Origin of the sequence: Rubrivivax sp. A210 (genome assembly GCF_904426505.1) — a bacterium.
GTDB lineage: Bacteria > Pseudomonadota > Gammaproteobacteria > Burkholderiales > Burkholderiaceae_C > Rubrivivax.
Genome location: NZ_CAJGBN010000012.1, coordinates 497,690 through 516,518 on the forward strand (window position 1 = coordinate 497,690; position 18,829 = coordinate 516,518).

The following is an 18,829-nucleotide window of genomic DNA, read 5'->3' on the forward strand; positions in this document are numbered from 1 at the left end:
TCATGGGCGACCTCGCCATCACCTTCGTCCTCATCGCGGCGCTCTTCCTCATCCTCGCCAGCGGGGTCTGGATAGGCCTCACGCTGACCGGCGTGGCCTGGATCGCGATGCAGCTGTTCAGCAGCCGGCCGGCCGGCGACGCGATGGCCGTCACCACCTGGGGCTCGGCCTCAAGCTGGACGCTGACGGCGCTGCCGCTCTTCGTGTGGATGGGCGAGATCCTGTTCCGCACCCGGCTCAGCCAGGACATGTTCCGCGGCCTCGCGCCCTGGCTGCAGGCGCTGCCGGGGCGGCTGCTGCACGTCAACGTGGTGGGCTGCGCCATCTTTGCCGCCGTCTCGGGCAGCAGCGCCGCCACCTGCGCCACCATCGGCAAGATGAGCCTGCCCGAGCTGAAGAAGCGCGGCTACCCCGACGACATCGCCATCGGCAGCCTGGCCGGCGCCGGCACGCTGGGCCTCTTGATCCCGCCCTCCATCATCATGATCGTCTACGGCGTGAGCGCCGATGTCTCGATCGCCCAGCTCTTCATCGCCGGCGTGCTGCCGGGCCTGCTGCTGGCACTGCTGTTCTCGGGCTACCTGGTGGTGTGGGGGCTGCGCCATCCCGACCGCGTGCCACCGGCCGACCGCCACTTCAGCCTGGGCCAGAAGCTGCATGAGTCGCGCCACCTGATCCCGGTGGTGCTGCTCATCGCCGCGGTGCTGGGCAGCATCTATTCCGGCGTCGCCACCGCCACCGAGGCCGCCGCCATCGGCGTGCTGGGATCGCTGGTCATCTCGGCCGTGCAGGGCTCGCTGAACTGGCCCACCTTCCGCGATTCGCTGCTGGGCGGCACGCGGCTGTACTGCATGATCGCCCTCATCCTCTCTGGCGCCGCCTTCCTGACGCTGGCCATGGGCTATATCGGCCTGCCGCGCCATCTGGCCGAGTGGATCGCCACCATGGGCCTGAGCCGCTGGCAGCTGCTGGCCGTGCTGCTGGTCTTCTACGTCGTGCTCGGTTGCTTTCTCGATGGCATCTCGATGGTGGTGCTCACCATGGGCGTGATCCTGCCCACGGTGCAGAAGGCCGGCATCGACCCGCTGTGGTTCGGCATCTACATCGTGCTGGTGGTCGAGATGGCGCAGATCACGCCGCCGGTGGGCTTCAACCTCTTCGTGCTGCAGGGCATGACGCGGCGCGAGATCGGCTGGATCGCTCGCGTCACCCTGCCCTTCTTCTTTCTCATGATCGCTGCAGTGGCGCTGATCTACATCTTCCCGCAGATCGTCACCTTCCTGCCGCAGCAGATGCGGCGCTGAGAGCCGGCACCCGGAAGCGGCAACAATGGGCGTGGCCACACGGCCGGCCGCCGCCCGAGGAAGCCCGATGTCCGACCCGTCCTTCGAATCGCAAGAAGACACCCAGCACGCCGCCCTGGGCGGCGAGTTCGCCTGGCCGACGCCCGATCTGGCCAGCTATCCCAGCGCCGAAGTCGCCTCCGAGCCGCTGGCCTGCCAGATCGAAGGCATCAACGGCAATCTCCTCGATGGTGAGCTGCTCGAGTTCGACCCCGCCCAGGGCCTGCTGCAGCTGCGCATGGCGCGCCAGCGCAAGCCGCTGGCGCTGCGGCTGGAGCAGTTCCGCCGCCTGCGCCTGGCCCAGCCGCTGCAGCCCACGCCGGTGGAAGAGCGCGAATTCAGTTCGCAGTTCGCCAGGGATCTGGGCGAAGCCCGGCCCTTGCTGCCCTTCCACATCGTCTTCAAGGGTGGCGCGGTGTGGGACGGCGTCACCATAGGCTGCCACGACGAACCCTGGGGCCTCTTCCTTTTCGAGCCGGCCGACGACGAGGGCACGCTGACACGCTGGTTCGTGCCGCGCGCCGCCTGCGACAGCGCCAGCGCCGGCCTGCGCCTGGGCGAGGCCTTGCTCAACGAGGCCACGTTGACGCAGGCCGAGCTGCAGGGGGCGCTGGCCGAGCAGCAGGCCATGCGCGAGCGCCGCCTCGGCGACATGCTGGTGGTGCGCCAGATCATCAGCGCCGAAGAGCTCGCCGCCGCCATCGAGCACCAGAGCCGCATGCCCATGGTGCGCATCGGCGAGGCGTTGTCGGCGATGGGCTTCATCACCGAGGCCCAGCTGGAAGACGCGCTGGCGCAGCAACGCGGCGACCGCGGCGTGCCGCTGGGCGAGCTGCTGGTGCGCCAGGGCCTGGTCTCGCGCGCCAATCTGCAGACGGCGCTGGCGCGCAAGATGGGCTACCCGCTGGTCGACGTGCTGGCTTTCCCGCCCGACACCGACGCGGTGGCGCGCCTGCCCTATGCCGTGGCCTCGCGGGCGCCGGCCCTGCCGCTGATGGTGCGCAACAACCGCCTCGTGGTGGCCGTGGAAGACCCCAGCAACCGCAGCATGATGGACGAGCTGGAGTTCGCCGCCCAGTGCAAGGTGGTGCCGGTGCTGGCGCGCGCCGGCGTGCTGCTGGGCGCGGTGGACCGCGCCTACGAGAAGATCGGCGCCCTCACCACCGGCGGCGGCCCGCGCTTCGGCAGCGACGGCAGCATCACGGCCGATTTCGAGCCCGGCGACGCCAGCAAGCTGCTGGCCTCGATGGAGCGCGTCGAGGCGCGCATCGACGAGGACGAAGACCACGCCATCGAGCAGAGCGACAACTCGCTGGTACGGCTGATCAATTCGATGATCCTCGAGGGCTACACCCAGGGCGTGAGCGACATCCACGTCGAATGCCCGGGCGGGCGCGAGAAGGTGCGCATCCGCTTTCGCAAGGACGGCCGGCTGCGCCCCTACCTGGAGCTGCCCCACACCTACCGCAGCGCCATCATCGGGCGCCTGAAGGTGATGTGCGACCTCGACATCAGCGAGCGCCGCAAGCCCCAGGACGGCAAGATCAACTTCTCGAAGTTCGTCGCCGGTGTGCGGCTCGAACTGCGCGTGGCCACCGTGCCCACGCACAACAACCTCGAGGACGCGGTGCTGCGCCTGCTGCAGTCGAGCCGGCCGCTGGCGCTGGGCGACCTGGGCCTGAGCCCGCGCAACCTCGAGCAGTTCCGCGCCCTGTCGCGCCGCCCCTACGGCATGCTGCTGTGCGTGGGCCCCACCGGCAGCGGCAAGACGACGACGCTGCATTCGGTGCTGGCCGACATCAACACGCCGGAGCGCAAGATCTGGACCGCCGAAGACCCGGTCGAGATCACCCAGGCCGGGCTGCGCCAGGTGCAGGTCAACGCCCGCATCGACTGGACCTTTGCCAAGGCGCTGCGCGCCTTCCTGCGCGCCGACCCCGACGTCATCATGGTCGGCGAAATTCGCGACAAGGAAACGGCCCAGGTCGCCATCGAGGCCTCGCTCACCGGCCACCTGCTGCTGTCCACGCTGCACACCAACAGCGCGCCCGAAACGGTGACGCGCTTGCTGGACATGGGCATGGACCCGTTCAATTTCGCCGACGCCCTGCTCGGCGTGCTGGCCCAGCGCCTGGTGCGGCGCCTGTGCCCTTCCTGCCGCGTGGCGCACGACTGCAGCGCTGAGGAAGAGACCGAGCTGCTGGACGACCACCTGCATGTGATGGCCGAGACCGAGCAGTCGCCCAGCGCCGACGCCGTGCGGGCCGATTGGCGCCGTCGCTACGGGCGCGACGGCCGACTCCTGGCCTGGCACTCGGCTGGCTGCGACGCCTGCGGCCACAGCGGCTTCCGCGGCCGCGCCGGCATCCACGAGCTGATGACGGTGTCGCGCAGCCTGCGCCACCTGATACAGACCGGCAGCCGCTCCGACGACCTGCAGCGCCACGCCATCGGCGAAGGCATGCGCACGCTGCGCCAGGACGGCATCGAGAAGGTGCTGGCCGGCATCACGACCATCGAGGAAGTGCGCGCCAATTCCTGAAGACACCAGCCCGGGCGGCGGCGGCACGGCCGGCACAATGGCCACCACCTTAGCCGCCACCGGCCCCCGAGGAGACCCGCCATGCAAGCCTTCGCCTACACCCGGCCCGCCACCCTGGCCGACGCGCTGCGCGCCGCGGCGCAGGATGACGTGCGGCCCATCGCCGGCGGCCAGACCCTGCTGCAGGCGATGAAGCTGGGGCTGATGGCGCCAGCGGCCCTGGTCGACCTGGGCGGCCTGGCAGAACTGCAGGGCATCCAGGTCGACCGTGGCACCGTCACGATAGGCGCCGGCGTCAGCCACGCCGCGGTGGCAGCCTCGGCGGCGGTGCGCCGGGCGATACCGGCGCTGGCCGACCTGGCCCACCGCATCGGAGACCGCCAGGTGCGCCATCGCGGCACCCTGGGCGGCAGCCTCGCCAACAACGACCCCGCCGCCTGCTACCCGGCCGCCGTGCTGGCACTGGGCGCCACCATCCACACGGATCGCCGCGCCATCGCCGCCGACGAATTCTTCGCCGGCATCTACACCACGGCGCTGGCCGAGGGCGAGTTGATCACCGCGGTCAGCTTCCCCATCCCCGAGCGCGCCGGCTGGCAGAAGTTCAAGCAGCCGGCCTCGCGCTTCGCGCTGGTGGGCGTCTTCGTCGCACGCGGTCCGGCCGGCGTGCGCGTGGCGGTCACCGGCGCAGGCGCCAGCGGCGTGTTCCGCGCCACCGCGCTCGAGGCCCGGCTGGCGGCCGACTGGTCAGCCGCCGCGCTGGAGGGCACCAGCGTCGATGCCGAAGGGCTGAACAGCGACATCCATGGCTCGGCCGAATACCGCGCCGCGCTGATCCCGGTGCTGGCGGCGCGCGCCCTGGCCTGAGGCCGCGGGCGGTCAGGCCGCGCAGCTGCGAAAGCCGCAGCTGGCGCCGTCTTCATCGGGCAAGGCAAAGCGGCGCGCCTTGACGTGGCGCCAGCGCGGCGGCGTGGCGAAACTGGCGCCGCGCAATACACCGATGAGGCCGATCGGGCCGGCGTCGGCGGCCGGTATCAGGTCCAGCGTGCCCGGCGACGGTGCTCCGGCGCCCGGCCAGGGGCGGGCGCCGCCGGCCATCCATTCGAGCACGTCGCCCCAGGCAAAGCCCTGGCCGCCAGCGCGGGTGGCGGCCAGCTCCCATTCCGGCTCGGTGGGCAGGCGGCGGCCGGCCCAGCGACACCAGGCCTCGGCCTCGAAGCGGCTTACATGCACGGCCGCCTGCGCCGGATGCACGCGCACGACGCCGCGGCCGCGCTGCACCAGCACGCCACCGTGCAGCTGCTCGACATGACGCGGCGCGCGCCGGCCGCAGGCCTGGGCCCAGGCCCAGCCAGCCACGCTCCAGAGCTCGGCGCGGTCGTAGCCGCCGTCGTCGGCAAACTCCACGTAGCGCGCCCAGCTCACCGCCTGGGCGTCGATCTCGAACTCGGGCACTGCCACCTCGTGGGCCCAGCGCTCGCCCCAGGGCTGCAGGCCGCCGGCGCGTGGCGAGCCCAGCGCCCAGCGCTGGGCAGGCAGCCAGATCGGCTCGCGCTGGGGACGCTGCGGCGGTGTGCCGTGGCGGCCGGCCTCGACCAGGGCCTCGACCACGCGGTCCTCGTGCTGCAGCGCGAGGCGGAAGAAATGCAGCGCCGCGTCGTCCTCGGTGCTGGCGGCCAGCAGATCGAGCGTGATCTCCAGCGTCTCGGCGAGGTAGCTGCGCAGGTCGGCCGGCGCCGGTGGCGGGCCCTCGGGCGCGCGCCAGGCGTCGATGGCCAGCTCGATGCCGGCCAGCCGCGTCGCCGCCGGGTCGCAGGCCTCGCCGCGCTGGCGCTGCACATGGCAGGCGATCCAGTATTCCTGGAACCAGCCGGCCCGGGCCGCCAGGCGCAGCGCCGGGGCCGATTCGTCCTCGGCCAGCAGGGCGAGCAGGCGGTTGCGGGCGTCGATCAGAGCCAGCGAGAGCAGCTCGCGCCCGGCCGTGCGGATGGCCAGCGGATCGTCGAGCGCACGCGACCTGCCCCCGACAACGCTGTCACCGATGCCGCCGCTACTGCCCCACGAGCCCATTGCGGATGGCGTAGACCGTCAGCTCGGAGTTGTTGGCCAGCTGCAGCTTCTCGAGCACGCGGGCGCGGTAGACCGACACCGTCTTGGGGCTCAGCATCAGCTCTTCGGCGATGTCGGCCAGGCGCTTGCCGCTGGCGATCATCACCAGGGTCTGCAGCTCGCGGTCGGACAGCTTCTGGTGCGGGTGCTCGGTGGCCGGCGCGGTGAGGCTCTCGACCAGCATCTGCGCGATCTCGGGCGTGACGTATTTGCGTCCCTGGGCCACCGTGCGCACCGCCTGCACCAGCAGCTGCGGGTCGCCGCCCTTGTTGACATAGCCGTAGGCGCCGGCGCGCAGCGCGCGGATGGCGTACTGGTCTTCCGGGTACATGCTCACCACCAGCACCTTGATGGGGCTGCCCTCGTCCTTGAGGGCGTGCAACGCGTCCAGGCCGCTGCGGCCGGGCAGGTTGATGTCCAGCACCAGCACGTCGCAGGCCGCGCCGTGGGGATGCTCGGGCTCGGCGCCCTCGGCGCCGCCCAGGTTGCGTAGCAGCGCGCGCAATTCGCCGTAGTCGCCGGCCTCGCCGATGACGCGGATGTCGGCGGCGTCGGAGAGGGTGTCGCGGATGCCGCGCCGGATCAGCGCATGGTCGTCGCAGAGGATGACGTCGATCATGGGGCCTTCAGTTGCTGGTCCAGTTGCGGGAAACGGGATCCTCGGGTGCGCCGGGGCCGTCGCCATTGTGGCCCGGCAGGCTGCCGGTGGTGACATCGTCCAGCGGCACCGACAGGATGAGCGAGGTGCCGGCCGCGCCGCTGCTCAGGTCGACCCAGCCGCCCACGGTGGAGGCGCGCTCGTGCAGGCCGCGGATGCCGAAGCTGCGCGCCTTGGCCAGGTCGTCGGCCGCGAGGCCACGGCCGTCGTCCGAGACTTCGAGCGAGAGCACGCCGCCGGAAATCGACAGATCCACCACCACCCGCGTCGCCTGGGCATGCTTGCTCACATTGGTGAGCGCCTCCTGCGCCGTGCGGTAGGCCACCAGGGGCACGCCAGGCGGCAGCGCGGCGCGCTCGTGGCTGGTGCGGAACTCGCACGGGATGGCGGTGCGCTTCTCGAAGCGGCTGGTCATCCACTGCAGCGCCGCCACCAGGCCCTGCTCGAGGATGGCCGGACGCAGGTTCTGCATGATGCGCTGGCTGGCCTCGATGGCGCCGGTCACGGTCTCCAGCGCCGCCTGCGCGCGCTGCTGCACCTTGGGCTGGTCGGCATGGCGGCGGATCCAGTCGAGTTCGAACTTCAGTGCCGTGAGCGAGCCGCCGACGTCGTCGTGGATCTCGCGTGCGATCGCGTGGCGCTCGGCCTCGACGCTGGTCTGCAGGTGCTGGGCCAGCTCCGACAGCCGCCGGCGCGAGATCTGCAGTTCACGGTCGGCGGCCAGGCGGGCGCGGTGGGCCTCACCGGTGGCGATGGCGTGCTCGACCGCTGGCGCCAGCCGCGCCAGGTTGTTCTTGAGCAGGTAGTCGCTGGCGCCGTTGCGCATGGCCTCGACCGCCGTGTCCTCGCCGATCTGGCCCGACACCAGGATGAAGGGCACGGGCGGCGCCTCGCCGGGCGCGCGGGCGCGCAGAAGCTGCAGCGCCTCGACGCCGGTGAAGCCGGGCAGGTTGTAGTCAGAGAGGACGACATCCCAGTGCTGGGCCAGCGCGGCCTCGAATTCGGCGCGCGACTCGATGCGCAGCGCCTCGAAGCAGATGCCGCTGCGCCGGAGATGGGCCATGGCCAGAGCGTGGTCGGGCTCCGAGTCCTCGAGGTGCAGAAGTCGGAAGGTGGGGGCTGCGGTCACCGGAAAACCTTTGTGCGGCGGGCGGCGAGGCTCCTCCGCTGCCGCGGCGGCCCTGCCGATCCTCGAGCCCCGCAGTATCGCAAAGCAGTGCAGGAAGGATGCCCGGTCGTGAAATGACGCGCGAACAGCCGCAACTTTCGCTCAATGTCGGGGGCCTCGCTGCCGAAAATCCCCAGACAGACGCCCTTCGGGCCGGTCGGCAGTACGCATTCGCGGCGCTGCCTCGGCCCGCCAGCGGCGGCAACAGCCTTGGAGCCCGGATGTACGCTCAGGAAGAATTCTCAATGCCGGATGACGGCGGCGGCGGCATGCCGCTGCTGCTGGCCGCCGACCTGCAGGACGATCTGATGATCGCCGGCAACGACCTCGAACGCCTGCAGCGCCTGCTCGACGACGCCAGCGAGCTGCTGATGGGCCACTTCAACGCCATCGCCGTGCGCCTGTCCGAGGGCGACGCCGAATCGCGCGCCTACATCACCGGCGCCATCACGGCGCTGCAGTTCCAGGACATGGCGGGCCAGCTCATCGCCCACACCACGCGCCGCCTGCGCAGCTGCGCCGACCGCCTGGCGCGCAATGCCATGGGTGACGACGACGAAGACGGTTTCGGCGTCTTCGTCGAGCCCCCGATGAACCCGAATCCCGTGACTCAGGACGAGATGGACGCCGGCTCGATCGAGCTGTTCTGAACGTGCCTGCCACCCCTGACGATCACACCTGATGCCCCCGGAGACCCGCTCATGCACTCGATCCTTGCAGTAGACGACAGCGCATCGATGCGCCAGATGGTCAGCTTCACGCTGAAGAACGCCGGCTTCCACGTCGTCGAGGCGGTGGACGGCCAGGACGCCTTCGAGAAGGCCAACAGCCGCGATTTCAACCTCGTGCTCACCGACCAGAACATGCCCCGCATGGATGGCATCAGCCTGGTCAAGAAGCTGCGCGAGAACCCGCGCTTCAAGAGCACGCCCATCCTCATCCTCACCACCGAGAGCGGCGACCAGATGAAGCAGGCCGGCCGCGCCGCCGGCGCCACCGGATGGCTGGTCAAGCCCTTCGACCCCGCCAAATTGGTCGAGGTCATCGGCAAGGTCATCCGCTGAACAACCCGTCGAGGAGCACCGCCATGTCCGAATCCAGCCACGAAGGCGCGCACCTGTCCGCCGGCATCGACCTCACCCAGTTCTACCAGGTCTTCTTCGAGGAGGCGGGCGAGAACCTCGAGAAGATGGAGCAGATGCTCCTCGAGCTCGACATCGAGCACGCCGACGAAGAGCAGCTCAACGCCATCTTCCGTTGCGCCCACTCGGTCAAGGGCGGCGCCGCGACCTTCGGCTTCTCCGACGTCGCCGAGCTGACCCACCAGATGGAGACGCTGCTGGACAAGCTGCGCCGCCACGAGCTGCAGCCCACGGCGCCCATGGTCGACGTGCTGCTGGCCTCGGGCGATGCGCTCAAGGCGCAGCTGGCACGCCACCAGGGCAATGGCGCCGACGCGCTGGACACCAGCGAGTTGCTGCACTCGATACGCGGCCTCGTCGACGGCGGCAGCGCGCCGCCGCCGGTCGCCAGGCCGGCGCCGGAAGCGCCTCCCGCCCCGCCTGTCGTGGTGGAAGCGCCAATGGCCGCGCCTGTTGCCCCTGTTGACGCTGCGGCAGCCGCACCGGCCGCCAAGCCCGGCACCCGCCTGCTCGAGCTGACGGTGGGCCCCCTGGCCGATCCTTCCCAGGCCGACAACCTGATCGACCTGTTCAAGGAGATCACCGACCTCGGCAGCATCGAGCCTCTGGACGGTGGCCACGACGCCGACGGCATGCGCCGGTTCAGGGTGACGACGACCTCGTCGGACAACGACCTGCTGGACCTGTTCACCTTCCACATCGCACGCGAGCAGGTGCGTCTGGCGCCCCTGACGCGCGGCTACGGCTTCCACCGTGGCAGCCCCGGGGCCCCGACCGAAAGCGAGGCCGATGCGGCCGTGCTTGTGGTCGCCCCGGCACCGGCCAAGGACCCCGGCTACGGCTTCTTCGACGACGCCCCCGGCGCACCCGGCACCGCCGCCGCGCCCGCGGCCGCCCCCGCCGAGCCGGCCCCCGCTGCCGCCCCGGCAGTGGCCACTGCCGCACCGCGCACGGCCTCGCCGCGCGGTGATGTCCGCGCCGCCGCCGCGCCGGAATCGAGCACGCTGCGCGTCTCGGTCGAGAAGGTCGATCAGCTCATCAACCTGGTCGGCGAGCTCGTCATCACCCAGGCCATGCTGGCGCAGAACAGCAAGAACGTCGACGCCGCGCTGCACCAGCAGATGGCCTCGGGCCTGGCTGACCTGGAACGCAATACGCGCGATCTGCAGGAGGCCGTGATGGGCATCCGCATGATCCCGATGTCGCTCGTCTTCAACCGCTTCCCGCGCATGATGCGCGACCTCGCCGGCAAGCTGGGCAAGAAGGTGGAGCTGGTGCAGGTGGGCGAGGCCACCGAGCTGGACAAGGGCCTGGTGGAGAAGATCACCGACCCGCTGACCCACCTGGTGCGCAACAGCTGCGACCACGGCATCGAGCTGCCGGCCGAACGCATTGCCAAGGGCAAGCCCGAGAGCGGCACCCTCACGCTCATCGCCAGCCACCAGGGCGGCAGCATCGTGATCGAGGTGCGCGACGACGGCAAGGGCCTGAGCCGCGACAAGCTGCTCAAGAAGGCGCGCGAGCGCGGCCTCGACGCCCCCGACAGCATGAGCGACCAGGACGTCTACGCCCTCATCTTCGCGCCCGGCTTCAGCACCGCCGAGGTGGTGACCGATGTCTCCGGCCGCGGCGTCGGCATGGACGTGGTGAAGAAGAACATCACGGCGCTGGGCGGCACGGTCGAGATCGATTCGGCCGAGGGCTACGGCATGACGGTGCGCGTGCGCCTGCCGCTGACGCTGGCCATCATGGACGGCATGAGCGTGGGCGTGGGCGAGGAGTGCTACATCCTGCCGCTGTCCAGCGTGGTCGAATCCTTCCAGGTGCGCGACGGCATGATCCGCACCATCGGCGGCTCGGGCCGCGTCGTGCAGGTGCGCGACGAATACATGCCGGTGGTCGACCTCGAGAGCGTGTTCAACGTGCCGCGCTTCGACTTCGAGCGCGTCAGCTCCATCATGGTCGTGGTCGAGGCCGAGGGCGGCCGTGTCGCCCTGCTCGTCGACGAGTTGCTCGGGCAGCAGCAGGTGGTGGTCAAGAACCTCGAGAGCAACTACCGCAAGGTCGACGATGTCTCGGGCGCCACCATCATGGGCGACGGCCGCGTCGCTCTGATCCTCGACGTGGGTTCGCTGGTACGCCGTTCACGGCATTGATCCCGGCCCGCACCCAAGAGAAAGAGCCACTTCGATGAATGCGATCCAGGCGCTGCTGCGCAGCTATTCCATCCGCACGCGCATGCTGTGCACGATCGCGGTGCTGCTGGCGATGTTCGCCGTGGTCGGCGTGGTCGGCGCCTTGGGGGGCGAGAAGCTGCGCATGCTGAACGAGCAGTTCATGTCTCATTCGGTGCATGAGATGGTGTCGCTGGCCGCCATCCGCGAGCATCTGGCCAAGGTGCGCGTACACGAGAAGCAGATGGTCATCGACTACGACGACGCGGCCGCGGTGGGCACCCATCTCGCGGCCTGGCGGGCCGAGATCGCGGCTTGCCGCAAGGCCCTGGAAGCCATCCTCGAGGGCGAGGAAGACGCCGACAACCCGCCGGCGCGCGAGGCGCTGGCCCGCATGGACGCCTACGTCAAGCGCTCCGAGAGCGTGCTGAAGAACATCCAGGGCGGCAACTACGACAACCCGCGCGTGGCCGACCGCCAGCTCGGCCACGCCAAGGAAGAAGTGGCGCTGGCCGAAAAGCAGGTGGAACTCGTCGCCGGTGTGCTGGAGTCCGAATCCACCGCCACGCGGCAGGATTTCGATGCCTCGATGCAGATGGTGCAGCTCACCTTCATCGCCACCGTGCTGGTGGTGATGCTGACCATCGTGCCGCTGACGCTGGCGAACTCGAAGTCGATCACCCAGCCCATCCGCCACGCCGTCAAGCTGGCCGAGGCCATTGCCGGCGGCAACCTGGCGCTGCCCATCCGCGTCGAGGGCACCGACGAAGTGGGCAAGCTGCTGGCCGCGCTCGACCGCATGCAGACCGGCCTGCGCACGCTGGTGGGCAATGTGCGCGCCACCTCGTCGAGCATCGAAGTCGCCAGCGCCGAGGTGGCAAGCGGCAATTTCGACCTCAGCCAGCGCACCGAGCAGACCGCCAGCGCGCTGCAGGACGCCTCCAGCTCGATGTCGCAGCTGGCCGGCACCGTACACCAGAGTGCCGACTCGGCGCGCCAGGCCAGCCAGCTCGCGACCTCGGCCGCCGAGATCGCCCAGCGCGGCGGCGCCATGGTGGGCCAGGTGGTGGCCACGATGGAAGAGATCAACTCCAGCTCGCGCCGCATCGGCGACATCATCGGCACCATCGACGGCATTGCCTTCCAGACCAATATCCTGGCGCTCAACGCCGCCGTCGAGGCGGCCCGCGCCGGTGAACAGGGCCGCGGCTTCGCGGTGGTGGCCGGCGAAGTGCGCAGCCTTGCCCAGCGCAGCGCCGAGGCGGCGCGCGAGATCAAGAGCCTGATCGGCGCCAGCGTCGACCGCGTCGAGGCCGGCTCGCGCCTGGTCGGCGACGCCGGCCGCACCATGGACGAGATCGTCGCCAGCGTGCAGCGGGTCTCGCACATCATCGGCGAGGTCAGCGCCGCCGCCGACCAGGAAAACGCCGGCATCGGCCAGATCACCGAGGGCGTGGACCGGCTCGACCACATGACGCAGCAGAACGCCGCGCTGGTGGAACAGACCTCGGCCGCCGCCGAATCGCTCAAGGACCAGGCAGCCCGGCTCACGGCCCTGGTCGGCAATTTCAAGCTCGATACCGCCGCCGGGCTTCGCGCGGCCTGATCCCATTCGCCACCACCAGGCCAGGACCACCATGTTCTCCACCTTCTCGACATCCGCCCGCGTGGCCCTCATCGTTGCCCTGCTGGTCATCGCCCAGGTGGCTGAAGTGGGGGGCATCGCCCTGGGCTGGCCGGGGGCCTGGGCGCTCACGGCAAGCCTCATCGCCACTGCGCTGGCGGCCTTCGGCGTCGTCGCCGCCGCCGCCCGCCAGAAGCAGGCCGCGGCCGACCTGGGCCGCCATGCCGAGCGCATGGCCGGAGGTGACCTCACGGTCGACATCTCCGCCGCAGCCGGCACCGAGGCCGAGGCCGGCCTGCGCGCGCTAGCCCAGTTGCAGGCAGCACTGCGCCGTTCGGTGGGCAGCATCCGCGGTGGCGCCGACGGCGTCTCGCTGGCGGCGCAGGAAATCGCCCAGGGCAACGCAGATCTGAGCACGCGCACCGAGCAGACCGCCAGCAGCCTGCAGCAGGCCGCCAGCTCGATGGCCCAGCTCACCGGCACGGTGAACCAGACCGCCGAATCGGCGCGCACCGCACAGCAGCTGGCTTCGTCGGCCAGCGAGGTGGCCGGACGCGGCGGCAACGTCGTGGCCGAGGTGGTGACGACGATGAACGAGATCAACACCAGCTCGAAGAAGATCGCCGACATCATCGGCACCATCGACGGCATCGCCTTCCAGACCAATATCCTGGCGCTCAATGCCGCGGTGGAAGCGGCCCGCGCCGGCGAGCAGGGCCGTGGCTTCGCGGTGGTGGCCAGCGAGGTGCGCAGCCTGGCCCAGCGCAGCGCCGAGGCAGCACGCGAGATCAAGAGCCTGATCGGCGCCAGCGTCGACAAGGTCGAATCGGGTGCGCGCCTGGTGCAGGACGCCGGCCGCACCATGACCGAGATCGTCGCCAGCGTGCAGCGCGTGACCGACATCATCGGCGAGATCAGCGCCGCCGCCGCCGAACAAAGCTCGGGCATTGGCCAGGTCAACGACGCCGTGACCCAGCTCGACCAGATGACGCAGCAGAACGCGGCGCTGGTGGAAGAAAGCGCCGCCGCCGCCGATTCGCTGAAGGAGCAGTCGCGCCAGCTCGCCGACACGCTGTCGGGCTTCCGCCTTGGCGCCGGCACGTCGGCCGATACCGCGGTGGTGAGCCCTGCCAGCCAGGCACGCCACGCGATGCCCGCCGCCGCGAAGCCGAGGCCCGCCACGGCCAAGGCCGCGCGGCCGGCGCGCAAGCCCACCCAGGCGCAGGCCCCGCAGCCCGGCGCACCGGCCGCGCCCCGCCCCACACCGGCGCCTGCGGCGGTGGGTGGCGGCAGCGACGACTGGGAGACTTTTTGACGTCGGCGGCCGCGTCGCACGCTCAAGCCTCGGCTCCCCCTGCCGAATAACGGGGAGATCGGCCGCGGGGCCCGGCACCGGAGCAGCGGCTGCCGGTTGCCAGCCCGCGATGCCGCATCCAACCGAACGGAGCTGTCAATGAATTCAAGGCTGTCCATCGCACAGCGCCTGACGGCCGGTGTCGTCGGCGTCGTCGTCTTCGTCACCCTCGCCGCGGGGCTGACCTACCGCCTCAGCATGGTGGCCGACGAGGCCCTGCACCAGGCCGAGGCCGACGCCTCGGCCGGCACGGCCCTGGCCGGCGGCGAGAGTGCGCTGTGGAATCTGCGCTTCGGCATGTCGCAATTCATGTCCGGCGACGAGACCGTCCGCAAGCAGGTGGCGGAGATGGAGCCCAGGCTGCGCGGAGCCGTCAGCAAGGCCATCGAGCGCTTCAACGCCCACAACCCCAAGGGCGCCGAACAGCAGGCCATGGCCGCGCTGCAGCCCGCACTGGACCAGTACCTGTCCACCCGGGCCCGCGTGTTCGAGTTGCACGCGGCTGGCAAGGTGGAGGAAGCCCGTGAGCTGCAGGCCGCCAAGGCCGCGCCCCTGGGCAACGAGGCCGTCAAGCTCTTCGGCGCCCTGATCACGATCCAGGACAAGGCCGCCGGCGAAGACCTGGCCATCGCCGACCGCGAACTGGTGACCGAGCGGAGCCGAATCATCACGCTGCTGGCCCTGCTGGCGGCCGCCTCCACCGCCGCCGGCCTGTGGTTCGTGCGCTCGCTGCGCCAGTCGCTGACGGAGGTGAACGAGCTCGCGCGCCGCTTCGCACAGGGCGACCTGACGGCGCTGCCCGACGAGGCCAACCAGCACGAGATCGGCCGCCTCGCGCGCAGCCTGGGTCAGATGGCCCAATCCCTGCGCGGCCTGATCGGCAACATGAGCAATGCCTCGGACAGCATCGGCACGGCCAGCGCCGAGATCGCCAGCGGCAACCTCGATCTCTCGAGCCGCACCGAGCAGACCGCGAGTTCGCTGCAACAGACATCGGCCTCGATGGCCCATCTCACCGAGACCGTGAACCAGACCGCCGAATCGGCGCGCACCGCCCAGCAGCTGGCCTCGTCGGCCAGCGAGGTGGCGGCACGCGGTGGCAACGTCGTGGCCGAGGTGGTGACGACGATGGACGAGATCAACGCCAGCTCCAAGCGCATCAGCGACATCATCGGCACCATCGACGGCATCGCCTTCCAGACCAACATCCTGGCGCTCAACGCCGCAGTGGAAGCAGCCCGCGCCGGCGAGCAGGGTCGCGGCTTCGCGGTGGTGGCCAGCGAGGTGCGCAGCCTGGCCCAGCGCTCTGCCTCCGCGGCACGCGAGATCAAGAGCCTGATCGGCGCCAGCGTCGACAAGGTCGAGTCGGGTACGCGCCTGGTGCAGGACGCCGGCACCACGATGCAGGAGATCGTGGCCAGTGTGCAGCGCGTGACCGACATCATTGGCGAGATCAGCGCCGCCGCCGCCGAGCAGAGCAGCGGCATCGGCTCGGTCAACGCCGCCATCAGCCAGCTCGACCAGATGACGCAGCAGAACGCCGCGCTGGTGGAACAAAGCGCCGCCGCGGCCGAATCGATGCGGGAGCAGGCGCAGCAACTCGTCGGCTCGCTCGCGGGCTTCCGCCTCGCCAGCGGATCGGCGGGCGCGCCCCTCACGCCAAGGCTGGCGGCGCCAACGGGCATCAAGCCGGCTCCGGCCAGGGCTGCAGCCCGACCCGCAGCGGCCCGCCCGGCCGCGCCGGCGCCAACGCGGGCTCCCGCCATCGCCCAGCCCGCCACGCCGCGCCCTGCCCCGGCTGCAGCCGGCGGCGGCAGCGACGACTGGGAGACTTTTTGACGCGGTTGGCACCCGCAAAGGCCTAAACGCGCCGCCGCGACTGCCGATACAGCACTAGACGTCCCCAACATCCGCCCGAAGGAAACATGATGGAAATGATCACCGAAGCGTCACACGTCGCACGCCACGAAGCAGCACGCGCGGCAACGGCGGCCGGCGCCCAGGCGACCGCCGCCGGGCCTCACGGCGGCGAATTCCTCACCTTCCGCCTCGGCGAAGAGGAATACGGCATCGACATCCTGCGCGTGCAGGAAATCCGCTCCTACGAGCCGCCCACGCGCATCGCCAACGCGCCCTCCTTCATCAAGGGCGTGGTCAATCTGCGCGGCGTCATCGTGCCCATCATCGACCTGCGCGTGAAGCTGGGCTGCGAGACCATCGAATACAACACCTTCACCGTGGTGGTGGTGCTCAATGTGCGCGGCCGCGTCGTCGGCGCCGTGGTCGACTCGGTGTCCGACGTGCTGGCGCTGACCAGCGCCGACGTGAAGACCGCGCCCGAGCTGAACTCGGCGGTCGATGCCAGCTTCATCACCGGCATCGGCACCATCAAGAACGGCGATGTCGAGCGCATGCTGATCCTGATGGACATCGAGGCGCTGATGAGCAGCGAAGACATGGGCCTGATCTCCACCCACTGAAAGCCCACCGCGGGCGCCCTGCCCGCTACGAGCGCGAAAAAGGCCCGCATCGCACTGCGGGCCTTTTTCTTTTCGACGCTCAAGGCCTTGCAGCTGACGGTCGATATCCCCGCATACCGCGCTCGCCGCGGCCCACGCCCTCGGCATGCGCCGGGCCTGCCTTCTGGAGACTTCGATGCACACCTCCGTTCTCGCTGCCCTGGCCCTCATCGTGGCCAGCACCACCGCTTACGCCGCCGGCAATGCCACGCGCGACGAGGCCCAGGCCATGGTCAAGAAGGGCGTGGCCTACATCAAGGCCAACGGCGCCGACAAGGGCTATGCCGAGATCAGCAACAAGAAGGGCAGCTTCGTCGACCGCGACCTCTATCTCGTGGTCTACGGCCTCGACGGCAAATGCCTGGCGCACGGCGCCAATGACAAGCAGATCGGCCGCGACCTCATGGACCTTACCGATGTCGACGGCAAGTACTTCGTCAAGGAGCGCGTGGCGCTGGCCAAGAGCAAGCCGGCCGGCTTCTGGCAGGAATACAAGTTCACCAACCCGGTGAGCAAGAAGGTCGAGCCCAAGGTGATGTACTGCGAGAAGCTGGGCGAAACCGCCGTCTGCGGCGGCGTCTATCACCAGTAGACCGGGCGCTCCACGCAGTAGGCAGCCACGGCGCAGACGGGGACAAGCAGCATGAAACTGGGACTCAAGCTGATCGGCACGCCCGTGTTGATCGCCGCCGTGGCGCTGGCCTGCGGCGGACTCAATGCCACGATGGAACAGAGCCAGCGCGAAGAGACCCGCGTGCGCACCAGCGCCGATCTCGACAGCTTTCGTCAGATCGCCCACGCGCAGGAACAGCTCGCCACCGTGCGCGCCGAGGTCTTTCGCACCCTCACCCTCATCGCCTCGCTCGACGCCGCCCAGGTGAAGAAGGTGCGCGCCGACCTCGCCACCCAGGTGCAGGCAGTGCAGGCCGAGCTGGCCACCGTGGCCAGGTCGGGCGGCGGCGACGCCGAGATCGACCGCCTCGCAGCCCAGGCCGCGCCGCAGCTGCAGCAATACCTGCAACGCAGCGACAAGGCCATCGACCTGAGCGGCGTCGACCCCAACATCGGCGTGGGTGCCATGCGCGCAGCCGAGGAAACCTATGCCGCGCTCGGCAAGGGCCTGGAGGCACTGGTCAGCCGCATCGAGACCCGCCATGCCGAACGCGACCAGGCGGCGCAGGCCAGCACGCTGCGCCTGGCGGTGGCGCTGGCGGCGCTGATGCTGGGCTCGACCGGCGCCGTGCTGCTGCTGGCCTGGCGGCTGCGCCAGCGCATCCTGGCCGATCTGCAGGGCGCCATCACGCTGAGCGAAGCGGTGGCCCGGGGCGATCTCACGCAGCGCATGGACAGCCGCGGCGATGACGAGATCGCCGACCTCGTGCGTGCCCTTGCCACCATGGTGGCGCGGCTGCGCGATTCGCTGCAGACGGTGCGCACCGCGAGCGACCAGATCGGCACCGCGTCGAGCGAGATCGCCAGCGGCAACCAGGATCTGAGCCAGCGCACCGAGCAGGCCGCCAGCTCACTGCAGGAAACCGCCAGCTCGATGGAGCAGCTCACCGGCACCGTGCGCCACACGGCCGAATCGGCGCAGTCGGCGCGCCAGCTGGCCGATTCGGCCAGCGCCGTGGCCGGCAAGGGCGGCAGTGCGGTGGCCCAGGTGGTGGCGACGATGGAGCAGATCAACGCCAGCTCACGCCAGATCGGCGAGATCATCGGCACCATCGACGGCATCGCCTTCCAGACCAACATCCTGGCGCTCAACGCCGCGGTGGAGGCGGCGCGCGCCGGCGAGCAGGGCCGCGGCTTCGCGGTGGTGGCCAGCGAGGTGCGCAGCCTGGCCCAGCGCAGTGCCGGCGCGGCGCGCGAGATCAAGGGCCTGATCCAGGCCAGCGTCGAGCGCGTCGAGGCCGGCTCGCGCCTGGTCAATGACGCCGGCGGCACCATGACCGAGATCGTGGCCAGCGTGCAGCGCCTGTGCGACGTGATCACCGAGATCAGCGCCGCCACCGGCGAGCAGAGCCAGGGCATAGGCCAGATCAACCAGGCGGTCAACCACCTCGACCACTCGACGCAGCAGAACGCGGCCCTGGTCGAGGAATCGGCGGCCACCGCCGAGAGCCTGCGCCAGCAGGCGGCCAACCTGGCCACCGTGGTGGCGGCCTTCCGCATCGACGCCGGCCGCGCCTGAGCCCC

General features: G+C 70.3%; 15 protein-coding genes. 12 read left to right on the forward strand and 3 right to left on the reverse strand.

All coding sequences use genetic code 11. The features are described 5' to 3' along the window. Positions 1-2: 2 nt before the first annotated feature. The 3 genes from JMV16_RS10995 to JMV16_RS11005 all read left to right on the forward strand — a co-directional run bounded on the left by JMV16_RS10995 (position 3) and on the right by JMV16_RS11005 (position 4,752). Positions 3-1,304, forward strand: coding sequence for a TRAP transporter large permease (locus JMV16_RS10995; protein WP_201494274.1), 1,302 nt, complete (start codon positions 3-5; stop codon positions 1,302-1,304). Between the two features lie 67 nt (positions 1,305-1,371). Further along, the gene (locus JMV16_RS11000; RefSeq protein ID WP_236580458.1) at positions 1,372-3,885 is read left to right on the forward strand and encodes a GspE/PulE family protein; all 2,514 of its coding nucleotides are present in this window, start codon (positions 1,372-1,374) and stop codon (positions 3,883-3,885) included. 81 nt (positions 3,886-3,966) lie between these two features. After that, complete coding sequence (locus JMV16_RS11005; protein WP_201494275.1) at positions 3,967-4,752, forward strand: FAD binding domain-containing protein; 786 nt, start codon at positions 3,967-3,969, stop codon at positions 4,750-4,752. A 12-nt stretch (positions 4,753-4,764) separates the two neighbouring features. Here the strand turns inward: JMV16_RS11005 and JMV16_RS11010 are convergent, their stop codons facing one another. Genes JMV16_RS11010 through JMV16_RS11020 form a run of 3 tightly spaced genes read right to left on the reverse strand, consistent with a single transcriptional unit; the run spans position 4,765 to position 7,715 of the window. Then, positions 4,765-5,955 (reverse strand): SUMF1/EgtB/PvdO family nonheme iron enzyme, encoded by a 1,191-nt coding sequence (locus JMV16_RS11010; protein ID WP_201494276.1) that lies wholly within the window; start codon positions 5,953-5,955, stop codon positions 4,765-4,767. Next, complete coding sequence (locus JMV16_RS11015; RefSeq protein ID WP_201494277.1) at positions 5,936-6,613, reverse strand: response regulator transcription factor; 678 nt, start codon at positions 6,611-6,613, stop codon at positions 5,936-5,938. The genes JMV16_RS11010 and JMV16_RS11015 overlap by 20 nt, the downstream gene beginning before the upstream one ends. Before the next feature lie 7 nt (positions 6,614-6,620). Next, positions 6,621-7,715, reverse strand: coding sequence for a histidine kinase (locus JMV16_RS11020; protein ID WP_201494426.1), 1,095 nt, complete (start codon positions 7,713-7,715; stop codon positions 6,621-6,623). Between the two features lie 350 nt (positions 7,716-8,065). On the opposite strand from JMV16_RS11020, the gene JMV16_RS11025 reads away from it, so the two are divergent. From JMV16_RS11025 to JMV16_RS24230, 9 genes are all read left to right on the forward strand, one after another. After that, positions 8,066-8,470 carry a hypothetical protein gene (locus tag JMV16_RS11025; protein WP_201494278.1) on the forward strand — a complete coding sequence of 135 codons (405 nt, stop codon included), beginning with the start codon at positions 8,066-8,068 and terminating at the stop codon, positions 8,468-8,470. 51 nt (positions 8,471-8,521) lie between these two features. Continuing rightward, positions 8,522-8,884 (forward strand): response regulator, encoded by a 363-nt coding sequence (locus tag JMV16_RS11030; RefSeq protein WP_201494279.1) that lies wholly within the window; start codon positions 8,522-8,524, stop codon positions 8,882-8,884. A 23-nt stretch (positions 8,885-8,907) separates the two neighbouring features. After that, on the forward strand, positions 8,908-11,118 hold the full coding sequence (locus JMV16_RS11035) for a chemotaxis protein CheA (protein ID WP_201494280.1): 2,211 nt from the start codon (positions 8,908-8,910) through the stop codon (positions 11,116-11,118). Between the two features lie 34 nt (positions 11,119-11,152). Next, complete coding sequence (locus JMV16_RS11040) at positions 11,153-12,742, forward strand: methyl-accepting chemotaxis protein (RefSeq protein WP_201494281.1); 1,590 nt, start codon at positions 11,153-11,155, stop codon at positions 12,740-12,742. 31 nt (positions 12,743-12,773) lie between these two features. Next, a complete protein-coding gene (locus JMV16_RS11045; protein WP_201494282.1) occupies positions 12,774-14,075 on the forward strand; it encodes a methyl-accepting chemotaxis protein in 1,302 nt (433 codons plus the stop codon). Between the two features lie 138 nt (positions 14,076-14,213). Continuing rightward, positions 14,214-15,953: a methyl-accepting chemotaxis protein gene (locus JMV16_RS24530; protein WP_201494283.1), complete on the forward strand. Its 1,740-nt coding sequence runs from the start codon at positions 14,214-14,216 to the stop codon at positions 15,951-15,953. Positions 15,954-16,042: 89 nt separating this feature from the next. Next, positions 16,043-16,594, forward strand: a complete 552-nt coding sequence (locus tag JMV16_RS11055) for a chemotaxis protein CheW (RefSeq protein ID WP_201494284.1) — start codon at positions 16,043-16,045, stop codon at positions 16,592-16,594. A gap of 175 nt (positions 16,595-16,769) precedes the next feature. After that, a complete protein-coding gene (locus JMV16_RS11060) occupies positions 16,770-17,225 on the forward strand; it encodes a cache domain-containing protein (protein ID WP_201494285.1) in 456 nt (151 codons plus the stop codon). Between the two features lie 51 nt (positions 17,226-17,276). Continuing rightward, entirely contained in the window at positions 17,277-18,824 is a 1,548-nt protein-coding gene (locus JMV16_RS24230) for a methyl-accepting chemotaxis protein (RefSeq protein WP_201494286.1), read from the forward strand. The last annotated feature ends 5 nt before the right edge of the window (positions 18,825-18,829 follow it).

Coding starts and splice junctions, on each gene's coding strand:
- JMV16_RS11020 (WP_201494426.1), bottom strand. CDS start 7,715: ATGGCCCATCTCCGGCGCAGCGGCATCTGCTTCGAGGCGCTGCGCATC.
- JMV16_RS11010 (WP_201494276.1), bottom strand. CDS start 5,955: ATGGGCTCGTGGGGCAGTAGCGGCGGCATCGGTGACAGCGTTGTCGGG.
- JMV16_RS24230 (WP_201494286.1), top strand. CDS start 17,277: ATGAAACTGGGACTCAAGCTGATCGGCACGCCCGTGTTGATCGCCGCC.
- JMV16_RS10995 (WP_201494274.1), top strand. CDS start 3: ATGGGCGACCTCGCCATCACCTTCGTCCTCATCGCGGCGCTCTTCCTC.
- JMV16_RS11015 (WP_201494277.1), bottom strand. CDS start 6,613: ATGATCGACGTCATCCTCTGCGACGACCATGCGCTGATCCGGCGCGGC.
- JMV16_RS24530 (WP_201494283.1), top strand. CDS start 14,214: ATGAATTCAAGGCTGTCCATCGCACAGCGCCTGACGGCCGGTGTCGTC.
- JMV16_RS11035 (WP_201494280.1), top strand. CDS start 8,908: ATGTCCGAATCCAGCCACGAAGGCGCGCACCTGTCCGCCGGCATCGAC.
- JMV16_RS11025 (WP_201494278.1), top strand. CDS start 8,066: ATGCCGGATGACGGCGGCGGCGGCATGCCGCTGCTGCTGGCCGCCGAC.
- JMV16_RS11030 (WP_201494279.1), top strand. CDS start 8,522: ATGCACTCGATCCTTGCAGTAGACGACAGCGCATCGATGCGCCAGATG.
- JMV16_RS11060 (WP_201494285.1), top strand. CDS start 16,770: ATGCACACCTCCGTTCTCGCTGCCCTGGCCCTCATCGTGGCCAGCACC.
- JMV16_RS11000 (WP_236580458.1), top strand. CDS start 1,372: ATGTCCGACCCGTCCTTCGAATCGCAAGAAGACACCCAGCACGCCGCC.
- JMV16_RS11005 (WP_201494275.1), top strand. CDS start 3,967: ATGCAAGCCTTCGCCTACACCCGGCCCGCCACCCTGGCCGACGCGCTG.
- JMV16_RS11055 (WP_201494284.1), top strand. CDS start 16,043: ATGGAAATGATCACCGAAGCGTCACACGTCGCACGCCACGAAGCAGCA.
- JMV16_RS11045 (WP_201494282.1), top strand. CDS start 12,774: ATGTTCTCCACCTTCTCGACATCCGCCCGCGTGGCCCTCATCGTTGCC.
- JMV16_RS11040 (WP_201494281.1), top strand. CDS start 11,153: ATGAATGCGATCCAGGCGCTGCTGCGCAGCTATTCCATCCGCACGCGC.